The organism is Rhodococcus rhodnii NBRC 100604, from assembly GCF_001894925.1.
In the GTDB taxonomy this organism is placed as follows: domain Bacteria; phylum Actinomycetota; class Actinomycetes; order Mycobacteriales; family Mycobacteriaceae; genus Rhodococcus_F; species Rhodococcus_F rhodnii.
In genome coordinates, this window is the sequence record NZ_BCXD01000014.1 from 84,361 (window position 1) to 102,024 (window position 17,664).

General features: G+C 69.3%; 14 protein-coding genes. 9 read left to right on the forward strand and 5 right to left on the reverse strand.

The genetic code is table 11. The features are described from left to right. Nucleotides 1–14 precede the first annotated feature (14 nt). The gene (locus tag RR1_RS12290) at nt 15–377 is read right to left on the reverse strand and encodes a hypothetical protein (RefSeq protein WP_040772157.1); all 363 of its coding nucleotides are present in this window, start codon (nt 375–377) and stop codon (nt 15–17) included. A 347-nt stretch (nt 378–724) separates the two neighbouring features. Here RR1_RS12290 and sucB point away from each other — a divergent pair, with 347 nt between their 5' ends. The 4 genes from sucB (at nt 725) to RR1_RS12310 (ending at nt 5,321) form a co-directional block, all read left to right on the forward strand. Next, nucleotides 725–2,491 (forward strand): 2-oxoglutarate dehydrogenase, E2 component, dihydrolipoamide succinyltransferase, encoded by a 1,767-nt coding sequence (gene sucB / locus RR1_RS12295; RefSeq protein ID WP_040772136.1) that lies wholly within the window; start codon nt 725–727, stop codon nt 2,489–2,491. Nucleotides 2,492–2,597: 106 nt separating this feature from the next. Continuing rightward, complete coding sequence (gene lipB, locus RR1_RS12300) at nt 2,598–3,377, forward strand: lipoyl(octanoyl) transferase LipB (RefSeq protein ID WP_010836598.1); 780 nt, start codon at nt 2,598–2,600, stop codon at nt 3,375–3,377. Nucleotides 3,378–3,452: 75 nt separating this feature from the next. Further along, on the forward strand, nt 3,453–4,469 hold the full coding sequence (lipA, locus tag RR1_RS12305) for a lipoyl synthase (RefSeq protein ID WP_072713634.1): 1,017 nt from the start codon (nt 3,453–3,455) through the stop codon (nt 4,467–4,469). Nucleotides 4,470–4,562: 93 nt separating this feature from the next. After that, entirely contained in the window at nt 4,563–5,321 is a 759-nt protein-coding gene (locus tag RR1_RS12310) for a DUF4191 domain-containing protein (RefSeq protein ID WP_010838619.1), read from the forward strand. A gap of 86 nt (nt 5,322–5,407) precedes the next feature. On the opposite strand, the gene RR1_RS12315 is transcribed toward RR1_RS12310, so the two are convergent. Next, nucleotides 5,408–5,887 carry an RDD family protein gene (locus tag RR1_RS12315; RefSeq protein WP_010838620.1) on the reverse strand — a complete coding sequence of 160 codons (480 nt, stop codon included), beginning with the start codon at nt 5,885–5,887 and terminating at the stop codon, nt 5,408–5,410. Between the two features lie 210 nt (nt 5,888–6,097). Between RR1_RS12315 and glnA (RR1_RS12320) the strand changes: the two genes are divergently transcribed. The 5 genes from glnA (RR1_RS12320) to RR1_RS12340 all read left to right on the forward strand — a co-directional run bounded on the left by glnA (RR1_RS12320) (nt 6,098) and on the right by RR1_RS12340 (nt 11,459). Further along, nucleotides 6,098–7,534 carry a type I glutamate--ammonia ligase gene (gene glnA, locus RR1_RS12320; RefSeq protein ID WP_010838621.1) on the forward strand — a complete coding sequence of 479 codons (1,437 nt, stop codon included), beginning with the start codon at nt 6,098–6,100 and terminating at the stop codon, nt 7,532–7,534. 290 nt (nt 7,535–7,824) lie between these two features. Beyond that, nucleotides 7,825–8,481, forward strand: coding sequence for an ABC transporter permease (locus RR1_RS12325; protein WP_010838622.1), 657 nt, complete (start codon nt 7,825–7,827; stop codon nt 8,479–8,481). Further along, entirely contained in the window at nt 8,474–9,691 is a 1,218-nt protein-coding gene (locus RR1_RS12330) for an ATP-binding cassette domain-containing protein (protein WP_010838623.1), read from the forward strand. The genes RR1_RS12325 and RR1_RS12330 overlap by 8 nt, the downstream gene beginning before the upstream one ends. After that, nucleotides 9,688–10,476, forward strand: coding sequence for an ABC transporter permease (locus tag RR1_RS12335; RefSeq protein ID WP_010838624.1), 789 nt, complete (start codon nt 9,688–9,690; stop codon nt 10,474–10,476). The genes RR1_RS12330 and RR1_RS12335 overlap by 4 nt, the downstream gene beginning before the upstream one ends. Further along, nucleotides 10,473–11,459, forward strand: a complete 987-nt coding sequence (locus RR1_RS12340; protein ID WP_010838625.1) for a glycine betaine ABC transporter substrate-binding protein — start codon at nt 10,473–10,475, stop codon at nt 11,457–11,459. Before RR1_RS12335 ends, RR1_RS12340 begins: the two co-directional genes overlap by 4 nt. A 75-nt stretch (nt 11,460–11,534) precedes the next feature. On the opposite strand, the gene RR1_RS12345 is transcribed toward RR1_RS12340, so the two are convergent. The 3 genes from RR1_RS12345 to RR1_RS12355 form a co-directional block, all read right to left on the reverse strand. Continuing rightward, a complete protein-coding gene (locus tag RR1_RS12345) occupies nt 11,535–14,549 on the reverse strand; it encodes a bifunctional [glutamine synthetase] adenylyltransferase/[glutamine synthetase]-adenylyl-L-tyrosine phosphorylase (protein WP_010838626.1) in 3,015 nt (1,004 codons plus the stop codon). 59 nt (nt 14,550–14,608) lie between these two features. After that, the gene (glnA, locus tag RR1_RS12350) at nt 14,609–15,949 is read right to left on the reverse strand and encodes a type I glutamate--ammonia ligase (RefSeq protein ID WP_010838627.1); all 1,341 of its coding nucleotides are present in this window, start codon (nt 15,947–15,949) and stop codon (nt 14,609–14,611) included. 75 nt (nt 15,950–16,024) lie between these two features. Continuing rightward, nucleotides 16,025–17,557 (reverse strand): alpha/beta hydrolase, encoded by a 1,533-nt coding sequence (locus RR1_RS12355; protein WP_010838628.1) that lies wholly within the window; start codon nt 17,555–17,557, stop codon nt 16,025–16,027. Between the last annotated feature and the right edge of the window lie 107 nt (nt 17,558–17,664).

Below are 17,664 nucleotides of genomic sequence, written 5' to 3' on the forward strand. Positions count from 1 at the left end.
GGCCGCAGGCCGGATCACCCGTCTCGTTCCAGGCGCTCGCGCCGGCGTTCGATGCGGCGGCGATTGTCGAAGTCGCGCATGCGCTTCGGGTATCCGGTCTTGCGGACGTCGTACACGGGGATCTTCAGATCCTCGCCGAGCTTGCGCGCGCCGCGGTCGCCGCCGACCTTGCGGCGCGTCCACTCGCCGTCCCACGCGACGAGCACGACGGTCACCTCGGTGACGACGGTCGCGGGCTCGACGTACGCTTCGACGCCGCGGTGCTCGCGCACCCACTGCGTGAGGTACGCGGCGTCGGACTGCTCGGGCCCGCGCCGGCCGCCCGCACCCCGGCCACGTCGACCGACGCCACGACCGATTCGGCTGAACAGACCCACCGGTTCCTCCTCGTGTCCGGGCGGAGCACCGAACGCTCCGCCCTCGTCTTCCCATAGTGCCAGCAATTCGGACATTCCCCCTGGCGAGTGCTACTCGTCGGTAGCTTCGCGGACTGTGGACCTCCCTCGGCGGAGCACCGTGGCGAGTGGAAAGATGACCGATGACCGACCCGATCGACGACCCCCTGATCGCGCCGGCACCGGCACGAGAACCGGCCCTGCACGACGATCGCCGCGCGAGAATCGGGCATGAGCCACGACTGGACGCGGACCGCGCGCACAATGGTCACGACCACGAGTCGAAGAATTCAACAACCCGCACACAACCCGTCGAGGAGTCAGAAGACATGGCCTTCTCCGTCCAGATGCCAGCTCTTGGTGAGAGCGTCACCGAGGGAACGGTCACCCGGTGGCTCAAGCAGGAGGGAGACACGGTCGACGTCGACGAGCCGCTGCTCGAAGTCTCCACCGACAAGGTCGACACCGAGATCCCCTCCCCTGCCGCGGGTGTGCTGACGAAGATCGTGGCGCAGGAGGACGACACCGTCGAGATCGGCGGCGAACTCGCCGTGATCGGCGACGCCGGCGAGTCCGCGGACTCCGGCTCCGGTGACGACTCCGCCGCCGAATCCGAGCCGGAGCCCGAGCCCGAGCCCGAGCCCGAGCCCGAAGCCGAGCAGGACGCCCCCGCGGAGTCCGCCGAGGCCGAACAGCCGTCGTCGGGATCCGGTGGCGGCGAGGGAACCCCCGTCACGATGCCCGAACTCGGCGAGTCGGTGACCGAGGGAACCGTCACCCGCTGGCTCAAGCAGGTCGGTGACGAGGTCGCCGTCGACGAGCCGCTGCTCGAGGTCTCCACCGACAAGGTCGACACCGAGATCCCGTCTCCCGTCGCGGGAACCCTGCTCGAGATCTCGGCGGAGGAGGACGACACCGTCGAGGTCGGCGGACAGCTCGCCGTCATCGGCTCCGGTGCACCTGCGGCGAAGTCCGCGGAGCCCGAACCGGAACCCGAGCCCGAGCCGGAGCCGGAGCCTGCGAAGCAGGAGTCGAAGCCCGAGCCGAAGGCAGAGCCGAAGCCCGAGCCCGCGAAGCCCGAACCCGCGAAGGCCGAGAGCACGCCTGCTCCCGCGAAGGAGGCGTCCGCGGCCGGTGGCCCGTCCTCGGAGTCGACGCCGTACGTCACCCCGCTCGTGCGCAAGCTCGCCGCCGACAACGGCGTCGACCTCGCGTCGGTGTCCGGCACCGGTGTCGGTGGCCGCATCCGCAAGCAGGACGTCCTCGCCGCCGCCGAGTCGGCGAAGAAGCCGGCCGCCGCCGCGCGGTCCGCACCGGCGGCCGCGGCGCCCGCCGCCCCCGCGACCGCGGGTGTGCGCGAGGATCTGCAGCATCTGCGCGGAACCACGCAGAAGGCCAACCGGATCCGTCAGATCACCGCCACGAAGACGCGCGAGTCGCTTCAGACGACCGCACAGCTCACGCAGGTCTTCGAGGTCGACGTCACGCGGATCGCGGCACTGCGGTCCCGCGCGAAGGGCACCTTCCTCGAGCGTGAGGGCGTCAAGCTGACGTACCTGCCGTTCTTCGCGAAGGCCGTCGTCGAGGCACTCAAGGTGCATCCGAACATCAACGCGTCGTACGACGAGGGCTCGAAGCAGATCACGTACTACGACGCCGAGCACCTCGGCATCGCGGTGGACACCGAGCAGGGTCTGCTCTCCCCCGTGATCCACAACGCCGGCGACCTCTCGCTGGGTGGTCTGGCACGTGCGATCGCCGACATCGCGAATCGCGCACGCTCGGGCGGCCTCAAGCCGGACGAGCTCTCGGGTGGCACGTTCACGATCACGAACATCGGAAGCCAGGGCGCGCTGTTCGACACGCCGATCCTGGTTCCGCCGCAGGCGGCGATGCTCGGCACGGGCGCGATCGTCAAGCGCCCCTCGGTCGTGACGGACGAGGCCGGCAACGAGTCCATCGGCGTGCGGTCGATGTGCTTCCTGCCGCTCACGTACGACCACCGGCTCGTCGACGGCGCCGACGCGGGCCGTTTCCTCACGACGATCAAGCAGCGTCTCGAGGACGGCGCGTTCGAGGCCGATCTCGGCCTGTAGCAAGCGGTTCGACACGGCGACGGCGCCGGTACCCCCGTGGGTGCCGGCGCCGTCGCCGTTCGTGCACTCGCGACGGCCCGCGCTCCGCGGCGTACCGTGACACGTCATGAGCAGCACGCAGCCCTCGGCCCGCACGGCCTCGACTCCGGTCGTCGTCGATCGTCTCGGTCTCGTCGACTACATGCAGGCGTGGGAGCGGCAGCGCGCGATCGCGAACGAGCGCGCGGAGGGCCGCGGCGACGACCGGCTGCTGCTGCTCGAGCATCCCGCGACCTACACCGCGGGGCGGCGTACCGAGCCCGCCGATCGGCCGGTGGACGGGACTCCCGTGATCGACGTCGATCGCGGCGGCAAGATCACGTGGCACGGCCCGGGGCAGCTGGTGGGCTATCCGATCGTGCGGCTCGCCGAGCCGGTGGACGTCGTCCAGTACGTGCGGCGCATCGAGGAGGCACTGATCGCCGTCGTCTCCGATCTCGGAATCGTGTGCGGGCGGATCGACGGCCGCTCCGGCGTGTGGCTCGCGGCCTCGGTGCGCGGTGGCGTCGTCCTGCCCGAGCGCAAGGTCGCCGCGATCGGGATCCGGGTGCAGCGCGGAGTCGCGATGCACGGCTTCTCGCTCAACTGCAATTCGGTTCTCGACGGATTCGACGCGATCGTGCCGTGCGGGATCCGCGACGCGGGTGTCACGACGCTCTCGCACGAACTGGGCCGCGACGTGACCGTCGACGAGGTCGTTCCCGCCGTCACCGAGGCCGTGCTCGCGGCGCTCGACGGCGCACTGCCGGTGCGCGATCACGAGCTCGATCGCACCGTCCGGTCCGACGACGGCGATGCGATGGGAACCGCTGCGGAGCCCGTGTTCACGACGCTGCGGCTCGGCTGAACACTACCGATCGGTAACCTGCGAACCCCGCTCCCCGGTCCCGGAGACGGGTCGCGCCCGCGTACGATCGACGTCGTGACTGTGGCCCCAGAAGGACGCAAGCTGCTCCGCCTCGAGATCCGAAACGCGGAGACTCCGATCGAACGCAAGCCCAGCTGGATCAAGACGCGCGCCAAGATGGGCCCGGAGTACTCCGAGCTCAAGGGCCTCGTCAAACGCGAAGGGCTGCACACGGTCTGCGAAGAGGCCGGGTGCCCCAACATCTACGAATGCTGGGAAGACCGCGAGGCGACGTTCCTCATCGGCGGCGAGCAGTGCACGCGCCGATGCGACTTCTGCCAGATCGACACCGGTAAGCCCGCAGCACTGGATCGCGACGAGCCGCGCCGCGTCGCCGAGAGCGTGCAGGCGATGGGGCTGCGTTACTCGACGATCACGGGTGTCGCCCGCGACGATCTGCCCGACGGCGGCTCCTGGCTGTACGCCGAGACGGTGAAGCAGATCCACGAACTCAACCCCGGCACGGGCGTCGAGAACCTGATCCCCGACTTCAACGGCAAGCCCGATCAGCTCGCCGAGGTCTTCGAGTCGCGCCCGGAGGTCCTGGCGCACAACGTCGAGACCGTGCCCCGGATCTTCAAGCGGATCCGTCCCGCGTTCCGCTACGAGCGGTCGCTCGGCGTCATCACGGCGGCGCGCGACTTCGGGCTCGTCACCAAGTCGAACCTCATTCTCGGCATGGGCGAGACGCCCGAGGAGGTCACCCAGGCGTTGCACGACCTCCACGACGCAGGCTGCGACATCGTCACGATCACGCAGTACCTGCGCCCGTCGCCGCGGCATCATCCCGTCGAGCGCTGGGTCAAGCCCGAGGAGTTCGTCGAGCATTCGCGTGCGGCCGAGGAGATCGGTTTCGCCGGTGTCATGGCGGGTCCGCTCGTGCGGTCGTCGTACCGCGCGGGCCGGCTGTACGCGCAGGCGATGGCGAAGCACGGTCGCACGCTTCCCGAGGGCATGGCCCACCTCGCCGAGGCCGGCTCGGCGTCGCAGGAAGCAGGATCGCTCATCGAGCGGCTCGCCCGCACCTCCTGACGTCCGCGCTCCGCGTCCACCCGCACTCCGCGAGACCCTGACCCCGTCCGACCGATTCCGGTCGGACGGGGTCAGGGACGTATCCTGGGAGCCATGGCGAACGGCACCCGGGGCGGCAAGGGCAAGCCCACGAAGGAAGCGAAGGCAGCGGCGAAGGCCGCCCGCAAGAAGGCGTCGCGCGAGCGGCGTCAGCAGTTGTGGCAGGCGTTCCAGATCCAGCGCAAGGAGGACAAGGCCCTCCTGCCGCTGATGATCGGAACGGTCGTCGGCGCCGCACTCGTGTTCTTCCTGCTCGGCCTGATCTGGGGCATGGAGTGGTTCATGCTCCCCATCGGCATCCTGCTGGGTGTGCTCGGCGCGTTCATCATCTTCGGGCGCCGCGTCCAGAAGTCGGTCTACCGCAAGGCCGAGGGCCAGGCGGGTGCGGGCGCGTGGGCGCTCGAGAACCTGCAGGGCCGGTGGCGGGTCAAGACGGCCGTCGCGGGCACGACGCATCTCGACGCCGTTCATCGTGTGATCGGCAAGCCCGGCGTGATCCTCGTGGGCGAAGGTGACCCGGGACGGCTCCGCGCGCTCCTGGGCCAGGAGAAGAAGCGTGTCGCCCGGCTCGTCGGCGACACCCCGATCTACACCTTCGTCATCGGCAACGACGAGGGCGAGGTCCCGCTCTCCAAGCTCCAGCGCCACCTCGGCAAACTGCCGAACAACATCGACAACAAGCGCATCGACGCGATCGAGGGCCGGCTCGCGGCGCTGAGCAGCCGCGGCCAGGGCGGTGCGGCGCTGCCGAAGGGCCCGATGCCCGGCGGCGCGAAGATGCGTGGTGTCCAGCGGACGATCCGTCGCCGCTGACGGCTGCTCACGCCGACACGATCACAGCAGGGGCCCCGCCGTCGGCGGGGCCCCTGCTGTATCCCCGGCCGGTGTCGCTGCCCGGGTCAGCGAGTGCGGATCATCGCGACGCCGGTCGCGCGATCGTGCATGCCACGGCCGTCGATGTCGGTGATCGTCGCCGGGACGACGAACGATAGCAGTGCCTGGCGGCCGAGTGCCCGGACGAAGCCGACGCGGGCGGGCGCGTCGATGCGGCCGACGCGCATCCCGAGGAAGAGCTGGCCCGGCGTGTAGGAGAAGAGCGTCACGCACACGACGCCCATGACGAACCACACGATGAGCGTCATGGTGGGCATCAGCCCACCGAACGGGATGTCGGCGCCGGTGATGAGCGTCGCGACGCCCATCGAGAGGAACCAGTCGATCATGAGCCCCCCGATGCGGCGGCCGGGGCCGGGAATCGACCCGGGGCCGTTCGGCGGAAGACCGAGGTTCTGACCTCGGTAGGCCTGTTCTGCGCCGTCGGAGTTCTCGGGCAGTGCTGCGGACGGGCCGGAGAGCCAGGAGCCGGTGATACGGGGCATGCCCTTCAGGGTAGGCTAACGCGCCTGCCTCGCTGCGCACCTCCCGTCGTCGACTGTGGACGGGCTCACATTTCCGCGTTTTCCCAGTCCACAGTCATGCGTAACATGGGTGAAACATCCAAGTGACCGGTGGGCAACACCCGGTTCCTAGCCTCGGCGGCGAGGAATTCGCCAACACCACTTGGCCGAAGCGATCAAAGGAGCACAAGCGTGGCGTTCACCACGGCCGACGAGGTCATCAAGTTCATCAAGGACGAGAACGTCGAGTACGTCGACGTCCGCTTCAGCGACCTGCCCGGCATCCAGCAGCACTTCTCCATCCCGGCTGCCGCCTTCAACGAGGACGTCTTCGAGGACGGCCTCGCGTTCGACGGCTCGTCGGTGCGCGGCTTCCAGTCGATCCACGAGTCGGACATGATGCTCCTGCCCGACGTCACGACGGCTCGGCTCGATCCCTTCCGTGCAGCCAAGACGCTCAACGTCAACTTCTTCGTCCACGATCCGTTCACGCGGGAGGCCTACAGCCGCGACCCGCGCAACGTCGCCCGCAAGGCGGAGGAGTACCTGAAGAGCACCGGCATCGCCGACACCGCGTTCTTCGGTGCCGAGGCCGAGTTCTACATCTTCGACTCGATCTCGTACGACTCGCAGATGAACGGTGCGTTCTACAAGATCGACTCGGTCTCGGGCGCGTGGAACACCGGCGCGGCGACCAACCCCGACGGCTCGCCGAACCTCGGCTACAAGGTTCGCGCCAAGGGCGGCTACTTCCCCGTCGCGCCGTACGACCACTACGTCGACCTGCGTGACCAGATCACGACGAACCTGCAGAACGCGGGCTTCGAGATCGAGCGCGGCCACCACGAGGTCGGCACCGCCGGTCAGGCCGAGATCAACTACAAGTTCGGCACGCTCCTCGGTGCCGCCGACGATCTCCAGCTGTTCAAGTACATCGTGAAGAACACGGCGTGGGCGGCCGGCAAGTCCGTCACCTTCATGCCCAAGCCCCTCTTCGGCGACAACGGCTCGGGCATGCACGTGCACCAGTCGCTGTGGAAGGACGGCAAGCCGCTGTTCCACGACGAGGCCGGTTACGCGGGCCTGTCGGACATGGCGCGTCACTACATCGGCGGCATCCTGCACCACGCCCCGTCGCTGCTCGCGTTCACGAACCCGACGATCAACTCGTACCACCGCCTGGTTCCGGGCTACGAGGCTCCCATCAACCTCGTGTACAGCCAGCGCAACCGTTCGGCCGCGGTTCGTATCCCGATCACGGGCAACAACCCGAAGGCGAAGCGCCTCGAGTTCCGCGCTCCCGACTCGTCGGGCAACCCGTACCTGTCCTTCGCGGCGCAGATGCTCGCGGGTCTCGACGGCATCAAGAACAAGATCGAGCCGATGGCGCCCGTCGACAAGGACCTCTACGAGCTCCCGCCCGAGGAGGCCAAGGGCATCCCCCAGGCCCCCACGAGCCTGCCCGCGGTCATCGATCGCCTCGAGCAGGATCACGAGTACCTCACCGAGGGCGGCGTGTTCACCGAGGATCTCATCGAGACCTGGATCTCGTACAAGCGTGAGGCCGAGATCGCTCCGGTCAACCTGCGTCCGCACCCCTACGAGTTCCAGCTGTACTACGACGTGTGATCCTCACGCGCGGGCGGCACCGGCCGCCCGGCGCAGCGAGTCGCACCGGCGAGCCCCGTTCTCCGTCACGGAGAACGGGGCTCGTCCCGTTTCCGCGACCACTCGATTCGCCGTCCACCGATATCCGACGTTTCGTTCACCCCACGAACGGGTGAAAAGGGATAGTTTGAGAAACGCCGAACTGCGCGTGGTTTTTTCGGCACGGTAGGTATTTAGCGGCACACGGTGAACAGAAGAGACGAGACTGTGCGGAATTCGAATTCTCGCGTCGGGACGAGGTGGGCGTAGCGGTGGACCTGGGACAGCTCTGGGACTTCGTGACCGAGCGAAGAATGCAACTCCTCACGGATTCGTATCTGCACGTGAGTGCCGTCGTGCAATCCGTGGTCATCGCCACGATCGCGGCGGTCCTCATCGGAATCGCCGTCTACCGCAGCCCTGTCGGATCGTCGATCGCGACGGCACTCGCCAGCACCGTGCTCACGGTTCCCTCGTTCGCACTGCTCGGCCTTCTGATTCCGATCATGGGCCTGGGCGTCGCACCGACCGTGACCGCACTGGTGCTCTATTCGCTGCTGCCGATCATTCGCAACACGATCATCGGCCTCGCGTCGGTGGATCCGTCGGTGACCGACGCAGCGCGCGGCGTCGGAATGAGCAGGCTCGGTGTGCTCTCGCGGATCGAGATTCCGATCGCGTGGCCGTCGATTCTCACCGGAATGCGCATCGCGACGCAGATGGCGATGGGAATCCTCGCGATCGCCGCGTACGCGAAGGGCCCGGGCCTCGGCAACCTCATCTTCTCGGGACTGTCGCGCGTCGGCAGCCCCACCGCACTTCCGCAAGCGCTGACCGGCACGATCCTCATCGTCGTCCTGGCCCTCGTCCTCGACGGCATCTACGTGCTCATCGGCAAGCTGACCACCTCGAGGGGGCTTCGTGACTGAAACAACGACGACCGAGCAGGCACCGGAGATCTCCGGCGTCGACATCGTTCTCGACCACGTCAGCAAGGTCTACCCCGGTTCGAAGGACCCCGCCGTCGACGACGTCTCGCTCGAGATCGCAGCAGGCGAACTCGTGGTACTCGTCGGGCCGTCCGGTGGCGGCAAGACCACGACGATGCGCATGATCAACCGGCTCATCGAGCCGACGTCCGGGAAGATCACGATCGGCGGCCGCGACGCGCTCTCGATCGACCCGGACGAACTGCGGCGCGGGATCGGCTACTCGATCCAGCAGGCGGGCCTGTTCCCGCACATGACGGTCGCCAAGAACATCGCGACGGTGCCGGCACTCCTGCACTGGGACAAGAAGAAGGTCCGTGCGCGCGTCGAGGAGATGCTCGATCTCGTCGGCCTCGATCCCGGCGTCTACGCCTCGCGCTACCCGCGCCAGCTCTCGGGCGGCGAGCAGCAGCGCGTGGGTGTCGCCCGCGCCCTCGCCGCCGATCCCCCGGTGCTGCTCATGGACGAACCGTTCGGCGCAGTCGACCCGATCACCCGCGGCCTGCTGCAGGACGAGCTCATGCACCTGCAGGCGGAGCTGCGCAAGACGATCGTCTTCGTCACCCACGACTTCAACGAGGCCGTCAAGCTCGGCGACCGGATCGCCGTCCTCGGCCCGCGCTCGACGATCATGCAGTACGACACGCCGTCCGCGATCCTCGCCGCCCCTGCCAACGAGACCGTCGAGGGCTTCGTCGGATCGGGCGCCGCCCTCAAGCAGCTGACGCTCGACCGCGTTCGGGACGTCAAGCTCAGCAAGCGCCCGACGGTCTCGATCACCGATTCCGTCGACACAGCGCGCGCGGCGCTCGAGGGCCGCAAGAATCCGTGGGGGATCGTCCTCGACGAACGCCGCCGCCCGGCGGCGTGGGTGTCGACGCGTCACCTCGCGCACGCGTCGTCGTTGCGCGGGATCGGCGTGCCGGTCGGCGAGATCGTCTCGCCGCAGTCCACCCTGCAGGACGCGCTCGAGGCCCTGCTGGAAGAGGGCTCCGCGACGGCGATCGTGGCCGGACGGCGCGGTGAGTACCAGGGCGTCGTCACGATCGACACCCTCGTGCGGCATCTCGCGTCGATGCGCGAGGAGTACGGCGACGACGACAGCACCGGCGAACTGCCGGCGGTACCGGACGAGAAGAGCGCTCCGTGAGTAGCGCGACGACCGAACCCGCCGCCGATTCGCGGACGCCACAGCGCAGCGAGCGCCGCGCCGAACGTGCCCGGTTGTGGATCCAGCCGGTCCTCATCGCGATCCTCGTCGTCGCGGTCCTGACGTGGGCGTTCACCCGTGATCTCACGGCGACGCAGACCGCGAGCCTCAACGCGGCCAACCTCGCGACGCTGACGTGGCAGCACGTGCTGCTCACGATCGTCATCGTGCTCATCGTCGTCGCGGTGGCCGTCCCGCTCGGAATCCTGCTCACGCGACCGGGATTCGACCGGCTCGCTCCCCTGTTCATCGGCATCGCGAACATCGGCCAGGCGGCGCCCGCGATCGGCCTGCTCGTCCTGCTGTTCCTGTGGACGAACACGACCGGATTCTGGATCGGTGTCCTGCCGATCGCGTTCTATTCGCTGCTTCCGGTGCTCCGCAACACGATGCTCGGCCTGCAGTCGGTCGATCCCGCGCTCATCGACGCGGGACGCGGCCAGGGCATGTCGGCGGGCAAGGTGCTGCGCAGCGTCGAACTGCCGCTCGCGGTCCCGTTCGTCCTCGCCGGGCTGCGCACGTCGCTGGTGCTGGCGGTGGGCACCGCGACGCTGAGCTTCCTCGTCAGTGCGGGCGGGCTCGGGATTCTCATCGACACCGGATACAAGCTGCGCGACAACGTCACGCTGATCGTCGGAGCCGTGCTCGCGATCGCCCTCGCGCTGCTGGTCGACTGGCTCGGGGCGCTCGCCGAAGAGTACCTGGGCCCGAAGGGATTGCGATGAAGCGCACGTGGCGCACCCTGGTGTGCGCGGTCGCGATGACTGCCGCCGTGACGGCGTCGGCGTCGTGCGGACTGGAATCGGGCAGCTCGCTCCCGCTGCGGGTCGAACCCGGCAGCATCCAGCCCGTCGCCGATCTCGAGGGCGTCCCGATCACGGTCGGCTCCAAGGACTTCACCGAGCAGGTGATCCTGGGCTACGTCATCGGTTTCGCGCTGTCGGCCGCCGGCGCGGACGTCCGGGACCTCACCAACATCCAGGGCTCGAACTCGACGCGCGACGCGCAGATCGCGGGCCAGGTGGATGTGACGTACGAGTACACGGGTACAGGCTGGATCAACTATCTCGGCCACGAGACCCCGATCCCCGATCCGCAGGCGCAGTTCGAGGCCGTCCGCGACGAGGACCTCGAGCGCTACCAGATGGTGTGGACGGACCCCGCTCCGATGAACAACACCTACGCCCTCGCGATGAACCGCGCGACGGCCGAGGCGACCGGGGTGGAGACGCTCTCCGACTACGCGGAGCTCGTCCGCACCGATCCCGCCGCCGCGACGACGTGCGTCGAGAGCGAGTTCAACGTCCGCCAGGACGGCTTCCCCGGCATGGCCGCGCACTACGGCTTCGACCCCAATGCGGTGGAGCGCCGCATCCTGCAGACCGGCATCATCTATCAGGCCACGGCCGACGGCACCCAGTGCAAGTTCGGTGAGGTGTTCACGACCGACGGCCGGATCATCGCGCTCGATCTCGTTCTGCTCGAGGACGACCAGTCGTTCTTCCCGAAGTACAACGCGGCCGTCGTGATGCGGGAAGGCTTCGCGGAGGCGCATCCCGCCGTCGCCGAGGTGATGGCGCCGATCTCCGCCGCCCTCACCGACGACGTCGCGACCGAACTGAACCGCCAGGTCGACGTCGAGGGCCTCGAGCCCGCCGAGGTAGCCCGGCAGTGGCTCGTCGACAACGGCTTCGTCAGCATGCCCTGACACACGCACGTTCCCGCACGAGAGAGGGGCCGCGTCCACGTGGACGCGGCCCCTCTCCCACTGCTCGTGCGCCGGTCAGTCGCCGAACACGTCCTCGACGACACCTCGCGCGCGTCGGGTGACCCGCATGTAGTGATCGAGGAACTCGCCGACGTCTGACACCGCTCCCCACCCGGCGATGCACGCGACACCCGCGAGGACGCGCCCCGAACTGGGCAGCTGATCGGTCGGTTTGCCGCGGACGAGGACGAGAGCGTTGCGGGCCTTCGTCGCGAGCGTCCACGATTCACGCAGCAACTCGACGTTCTCGGCGTCCAGCAGTTCGGTCTGTTCGAGGACGTCGAGCGTCTCGAGGGTCGACGTGTTGTGCAGTGCGGGAACGGCGTGTGCGTGCCGCAGCTGCAGCAGCTGCACGGTCCATTCGACGTCGGCGAGACCGCCGCGGCCGAGCTTGGTGTGGGTCGCGGGATCCGCACCGCGCGGGAGTCGCTCGGAGTCGACGCGCGCCTTGATCCGCCGGATCTCGCGGACGGCGTTCTCGGACACGCCGCCCTCGGGGTACCGGATGCGGTCGATCATGTGGAGGAAACGCAGCCCCAGATCGGCGTCGCCCGCGACGCTCGTCGCCCGTAGCAGCGCCTGCACCTCCCACGACTGGGCCCACTGCTCGTAGTACGCGCGGTACGACGCGAGCGTGCGAACGACAGGACCGTTGCGTCCCTCGGGACGCAGGCCGGTGTCCACTTCGAGCGGCGGATCGGTGCTGGGCGTACCGAGCAGGGTGCGCACGCGATCCGCGATCGTCGAGGCCCATTTCACGGCGGTCGTGTCGTCGACGCCGTCGCGCGGCTCGCACACGAACATCACGTCCGCGTCGGAGCCGTAGCCGAGCTCGAAGCCACCGAGCCGGCCCATGCCGATCACGGTGAGCGAGGCGGGCGCGGGCTCGCCGCGCTCGCGTTCGCTGGCCCGAACGACGGCACCGAGCGAGGCCTCGAGGACCGCCACCCACACCGACGACAGGGCGTGACACACGGCGGGGACATCGAGCATGCCGAGGATGTCGGCGGACGCCACACGCGCGAGTTCCGCACGGCGCAGCGCCCGTGCGGCACCGATGGCCCGTGCCGGGTCCTCGTAGCGGGCCGCAGCGGTCGCGATCCCCTTCGCGACGTCCGCCGGACGCTGTTCGAGAAGCCGTGGCCCCGTGGGCGAATCGACGTAGAGCCGGATCACGTCGGGCGCCTTGAGCAGCAGGGTCGCGAGATAGGCGGACGATCCGAGGATGCGCATGAGCCGCTCGGCGACGGCGGGACCGTCGCGCAGCAGCCGGAGGAACCACTCGTGATCGTGCATCGCCTCGGCGAGCCTGCGGTACGCGAGCAGACCTGCATCGGGATCGGGTGTGTCCGCGAGAGTTTCGAGGAGTGACGGCAGCAGCAGCGCCTGGATGCGTCCCTTGCGCGAGGCACCCGCGGTGAGGGCCGTGAGGTGGCCGAGCGCGTTCTCGGGTGCGGCGTAGCCGAGCGCGGCCAGCTGCCGGACGGCGGCCTCCGGGCTCGGGACGATCGCGTCGCGGTCCATGCGCGCGACCGAGTCGAGCAGCGGCCGGTAGAACAGCCGTACGTGCAGGCGCCGCACCCGATGAGCGTTGCGGCGGATCTCTTCGCGCAGCACACCGAGCGAGTCGTGCGTGCCGTCGGGCCGCATGTGTGCCGCGCGCGCGAGCCACCGGAGCGCCTCGTCGTCGTCGGGCGGCAGCGTGTGGGTGCGCTTGAGCCGCTGCAGCTGGAGCCGGTGCTCGAGCAGCCGCAGGAACTCGTAGGACGCAGTGAGATTCGCGGCGTCGTCACGGCCCACGTAACCGCCGGCGGCGAGCGCCGTCAGCGCGTCGACCGTGCTCCGCACCCGCAGCGACTCGTCCGCGCGGCCGTGCACGAGTTGCAGCAGCTGCACCGCGAACTCGACGTCGCGCAGGCTGCCCCGGCCGAGTTTGAGCTCGCGCTCGCGCAGCTCCGGCGGGACCATCTCCTCGACGCGGCGACGCATCGCCTGCACCTCGGGGACGAAGTCCTCGCGTTCGGACGCCGTCCACACCATCGGGCCGAGCGCGTCGACGTAGTCGCGGCCGAGCGCCATGTCGCCGGTCATCGGGCGCGCCTTGAGCAGAGCCTGGAACTCCCAGGTCTTGGCCCATCGGCGGTAGTACGCGATGTGCGAGTCGAGGGTCCGGACGAGTTCTCCGGACTTGCCCTCGGGCCGCAGCGCCGCGTCGACGTCGAAGAAGGCCGACGACCCGACCCGCATGAGTTCGCCGGCGATGCGGCTCGCGGTGGCGTCGGCGGGTTCGGCGACGAACACGACGTCGACGTCGCTCACGTAGTTGAGTTCGCGCGCACCGCATTTGCCCATCGCGATCACGGCGAGCCGCGTCCCGCACGGCTTGTCGCCGCACACGGTCGCGATCGCCACCGCGAGCGCGGCGGTGAGCGCGGCGTCGGCCATGTCCGACAGGTGTTCCGCGACGGCGTTGTACGGCAGGACGGGTTCGTCCTCGACGGTCGGCGCGAGGTCGATCGCGGCGAGCAGGGCGAGTTGATCGCGGTACGCATCGCGCAGGGCCGCGACGGCGTCGCCGCCCGTCACCCCGGCGCGGTACACGACGGCGTCGTCGTCGCGGCCGGGTTCGGGGTGGGCGTCGACCGCCGCGAGGAAGACCTCGTCCAGCGCGTCCCGCGACGGCAGATCCGCGCCGCCCGCGAGCAGATCGACACGCGTCGGGTGCGCGACCAGATGATCACCGAGCGCCGTCGACGACCCGAGCAGCCCGAAGAGCCTGCCACGCAGCCCGAGATCGGTGCGCAGCGCGGTGTCGATCCGCTGCCAGCCGTCGCCGAGTGCCTCGCGGATCCGCATGAGCGCGCGGAGGGCGAGGTCGGCGTCGGGAGCACGCGAGAGCGCCCACAGCAACGGGATGTCGTCGACACCGGTCCACCCGAGTGTGCGAAGGTCCTCGGCGGCCGTGGGCTCGACGAGCCCGAGCCTGCCGGTACCGGGAACGATCGACCGTGAGGTGGGTGGTCTGACCATTCCTGACTTCGCCGCCTTCTCCGTCTCCCCGACCGTCTGCCCCCGACTACCAGGTTCGCTCACAGTCCGAGATAGGCCTCGAGTTCGTACGGGGTGACGCGGGAACGATAGTTCTCCCATTCGGCGCGCTTGTTGCGGAGGAAGAACTCGAACACGTGCTCACCGAGCGCTTCGGCGACGAGTTCCGACCGCTCCATCTCGCGCAGCGCCTCGTCGAGATTGCCGGGCAGTTCCTTGTAGCCCATCGCGCGACGTTCCGCGGAGGTCAGCGACCACACGTCGTCCTCGGCCTCGGGCGGGAGCTCGTAGTTCTTCTCGATGCCCCGCAGGCCCGCGGCCAGCAGTACCGCGAACGCGAGATACGGGTTGCACGCCGAATCGGGGCTCCGGATCTCGACACGTCGCGACGACGCCTTGTTCGGCGTGTACATCGGGACACGCACGAGCGCCGAGCGGTTCGACGGGCCCCACGACGCGGCGGTCGGTGCCTCGCCGCCGTGGATCAGCCGCTTGTACGAGTTGACCCACTGGTTGGTGACGGCGCTGATCTCGTTGGCGTGCGCGAGGATTCCGGCGATGAACGCCTTGCCGGTCGCCGAGAGCTGCAACGGGTCGTCCGGATCGTGGAAGGCGTTCGCGTCGCCCTCGAACAGGCTCATGTGGGTGTGCATCGCCGAGCCGGGCTGATCGGTGAACGGCTTGGGCATGAAGCTCGCGCGCACTCCCTCCTCGATCGCCACTTCCTTGACGACGTAGCGGAAGGTCATGACGTTGTCGGCCATCGACAGCGCGTCCGCGTACCGCAGGTCGATCTCCTGCTGTCCGGGGGCGCCTTCGTGATGGCTGAACTCGACCGAGATACCCATCGACTCGAGCGCGTCGATCGCGTGACGGCGGAAGTTCGGCGCCGACTCGTGCACGGCCTGATCGAAGTAGCCGCCGTCGTCGGCGGGCTGCGGCGGCGAGCCGTCCTGCGGAAGATTCTTGAGCAGGAAGAACTCGATCTCCGGATGCACGTAGCAGCTGAAGCCGAGGTCTCCGGCACGGTTGAGTTGGCGCCGCAGCACGTGACGCGAGTCGGCCCACGACGGCGAGCCGTCGGGCATCGCGATGTCGCAGAACATGCGTGCGGAGTGCTGGTGGCCCTTGCTCGACGCCCACGGCAGGATCTGGAAGGTCGAGGCGTCGGGCTTGGCGACGGTGTCGGCCTCGGAGACGCGCGCGAACCCTTCGATCGCGCTGCCGTCGAAGCCGATTCCCTCCTCGAAGGCACCCTCGAGCTCGGCCGGGGCGATCGCCACCGACTTGAGATAACCGAGGACGTCCGTGAACCACAAGCGCACGAAATGGATGTCGCGCTCCTCGAGGGTGCGCAGCACGAATTCCTTTTGGCGGTCCATGACGCCGAGCGTATGCACCCTGCGTTAAATCCGTGTTACTTCGCTGGTACGCGTGGCGTTACAGGGCGCGCCCGTTCAGCCGCACCGCAGGCCTTCGGGCACGTCCGACGGATCGCGCAGATAGGCGGCGACGGCGTCGTCGACGCAGGCCTCGCCGTCGAAGACGACGGTGTGCTGTGCCCCCTCGAACGTGAGCAGTTCGGCGCCGAGAGCGTCCGCGAGATCGACCCCGGCGCGGTACGGCGTCGCGGGATCGCCCGTCGTCGACACGACGAGCACCGGCGGCAGCCCCGGGACGTCGGGCACGCGCGGCTCGGACGTCGGCGGCACCGGCCAGAACGCACACAGATCGAGCGGTGCGGCACCGGTCCCGCGGCCGTCGTCGAGGAACGGCGCAGCGTTGCGGAACGCGGTGTCGGCGGCGCCCATCGCCGCCCTGTCGGTCTCGGGCGGATCGTCGACGCAGCGCACGGCGTCGAACGCGTCCTCGATGTTCGTGTAGGTGCCGTCGTCGGCACGTCCCTCGTACAGATCGGCGAGCATGAGCAGCGAGTCGCCCTGGCCGCGGGTGAGCGCGGCGAGACCACCGCGCAGCGGCGTCCACAGATTCGGGGAGTACAGCGCCTGCTGGACACCGGTGATCGCGTCGCCGTACGACAGCCCACGCGGGTCGGTCGTCGCGGCGGGAGTGTCGATCAGCGGGTCGACGAGTTCCCGGAAACGTGCAGTCGCACCGGCCGGGTCGGTTCCGAGCGGGCAGTCGGGGCGCGCAGTGCAGTCGGCCGCGAACGCGTCGAACGCCTGCTGGAATCCCTCCGCCTGCCCCAGCACCTGATCGACGACGGACTGCGCAGGATCGATCGCGCCGTCGAGCACCATCGCGCGAACATTGTCGGGGAACGCCTCGGCGTACGCGGTACCGAGGCGGGTGCCGTACGAGTAGCCGAGATAGTCGAGCCGCTGTTCACCGAGCGCCGCACGCACGACGTCCATGTCGCGGACGACCTCCCGCGTGCCGACGTGTGCGAGAACGTCGACGCCGGTCCGCTCGGCGCACAGCCGCGCGCGTTCCTGCGAGCGCGCCTCGCTCGCCGCGATTCCCTCGGGCGAGGAGTCCACGTCGTTCACCGCGCGGTCGGCGTCGCGTTCGGGTCCGGTGAGGCACTGCACCGCGGGCGTCGACGCACCGACTCCCCGCGGATCGAAGCCCACGACGTCGAACGACTCGCCGACGGGCGTGCCCGTCGCGACGCTCGCGAGCGCCAGCCCCGAGGCGCCGGGGCCGCCGGGATTGACGAGCAGCGAACCGATGCGCACCCCGCTCGCCCTCGCCCGCGAGATCGCGACGGACGCCGTCTCGCCGCCGGGCTCGGCGTAGTCGAGCGGCACCGTGACGCGCGCGCACTCGAGGTCGCCGCCCACCCCTGCACCGGGCGCGACCGCCTCGCACGTCCCCCACTCGAGCTGCTGCGAGTAGAAGGACTCGAGTCCCGCGGGGACCGCCGCTGCCTCGTCACCCGGCCCGTCGCCGCCCGTCGAGCACGCCGCGAGCACGAGAACCGATGCGGCGAGCGCCGCCTGCCGTCGCCGGCGCGAGAATCGGGACACGACGCCGATCGTGCCATCGACCCCGAGGTGTGATGTGCGCCACCTCGGGTGGGATTGGAACGGCGCGCGCAGGCTGGCAGACTCGACTACGTCACACCTGCACACCC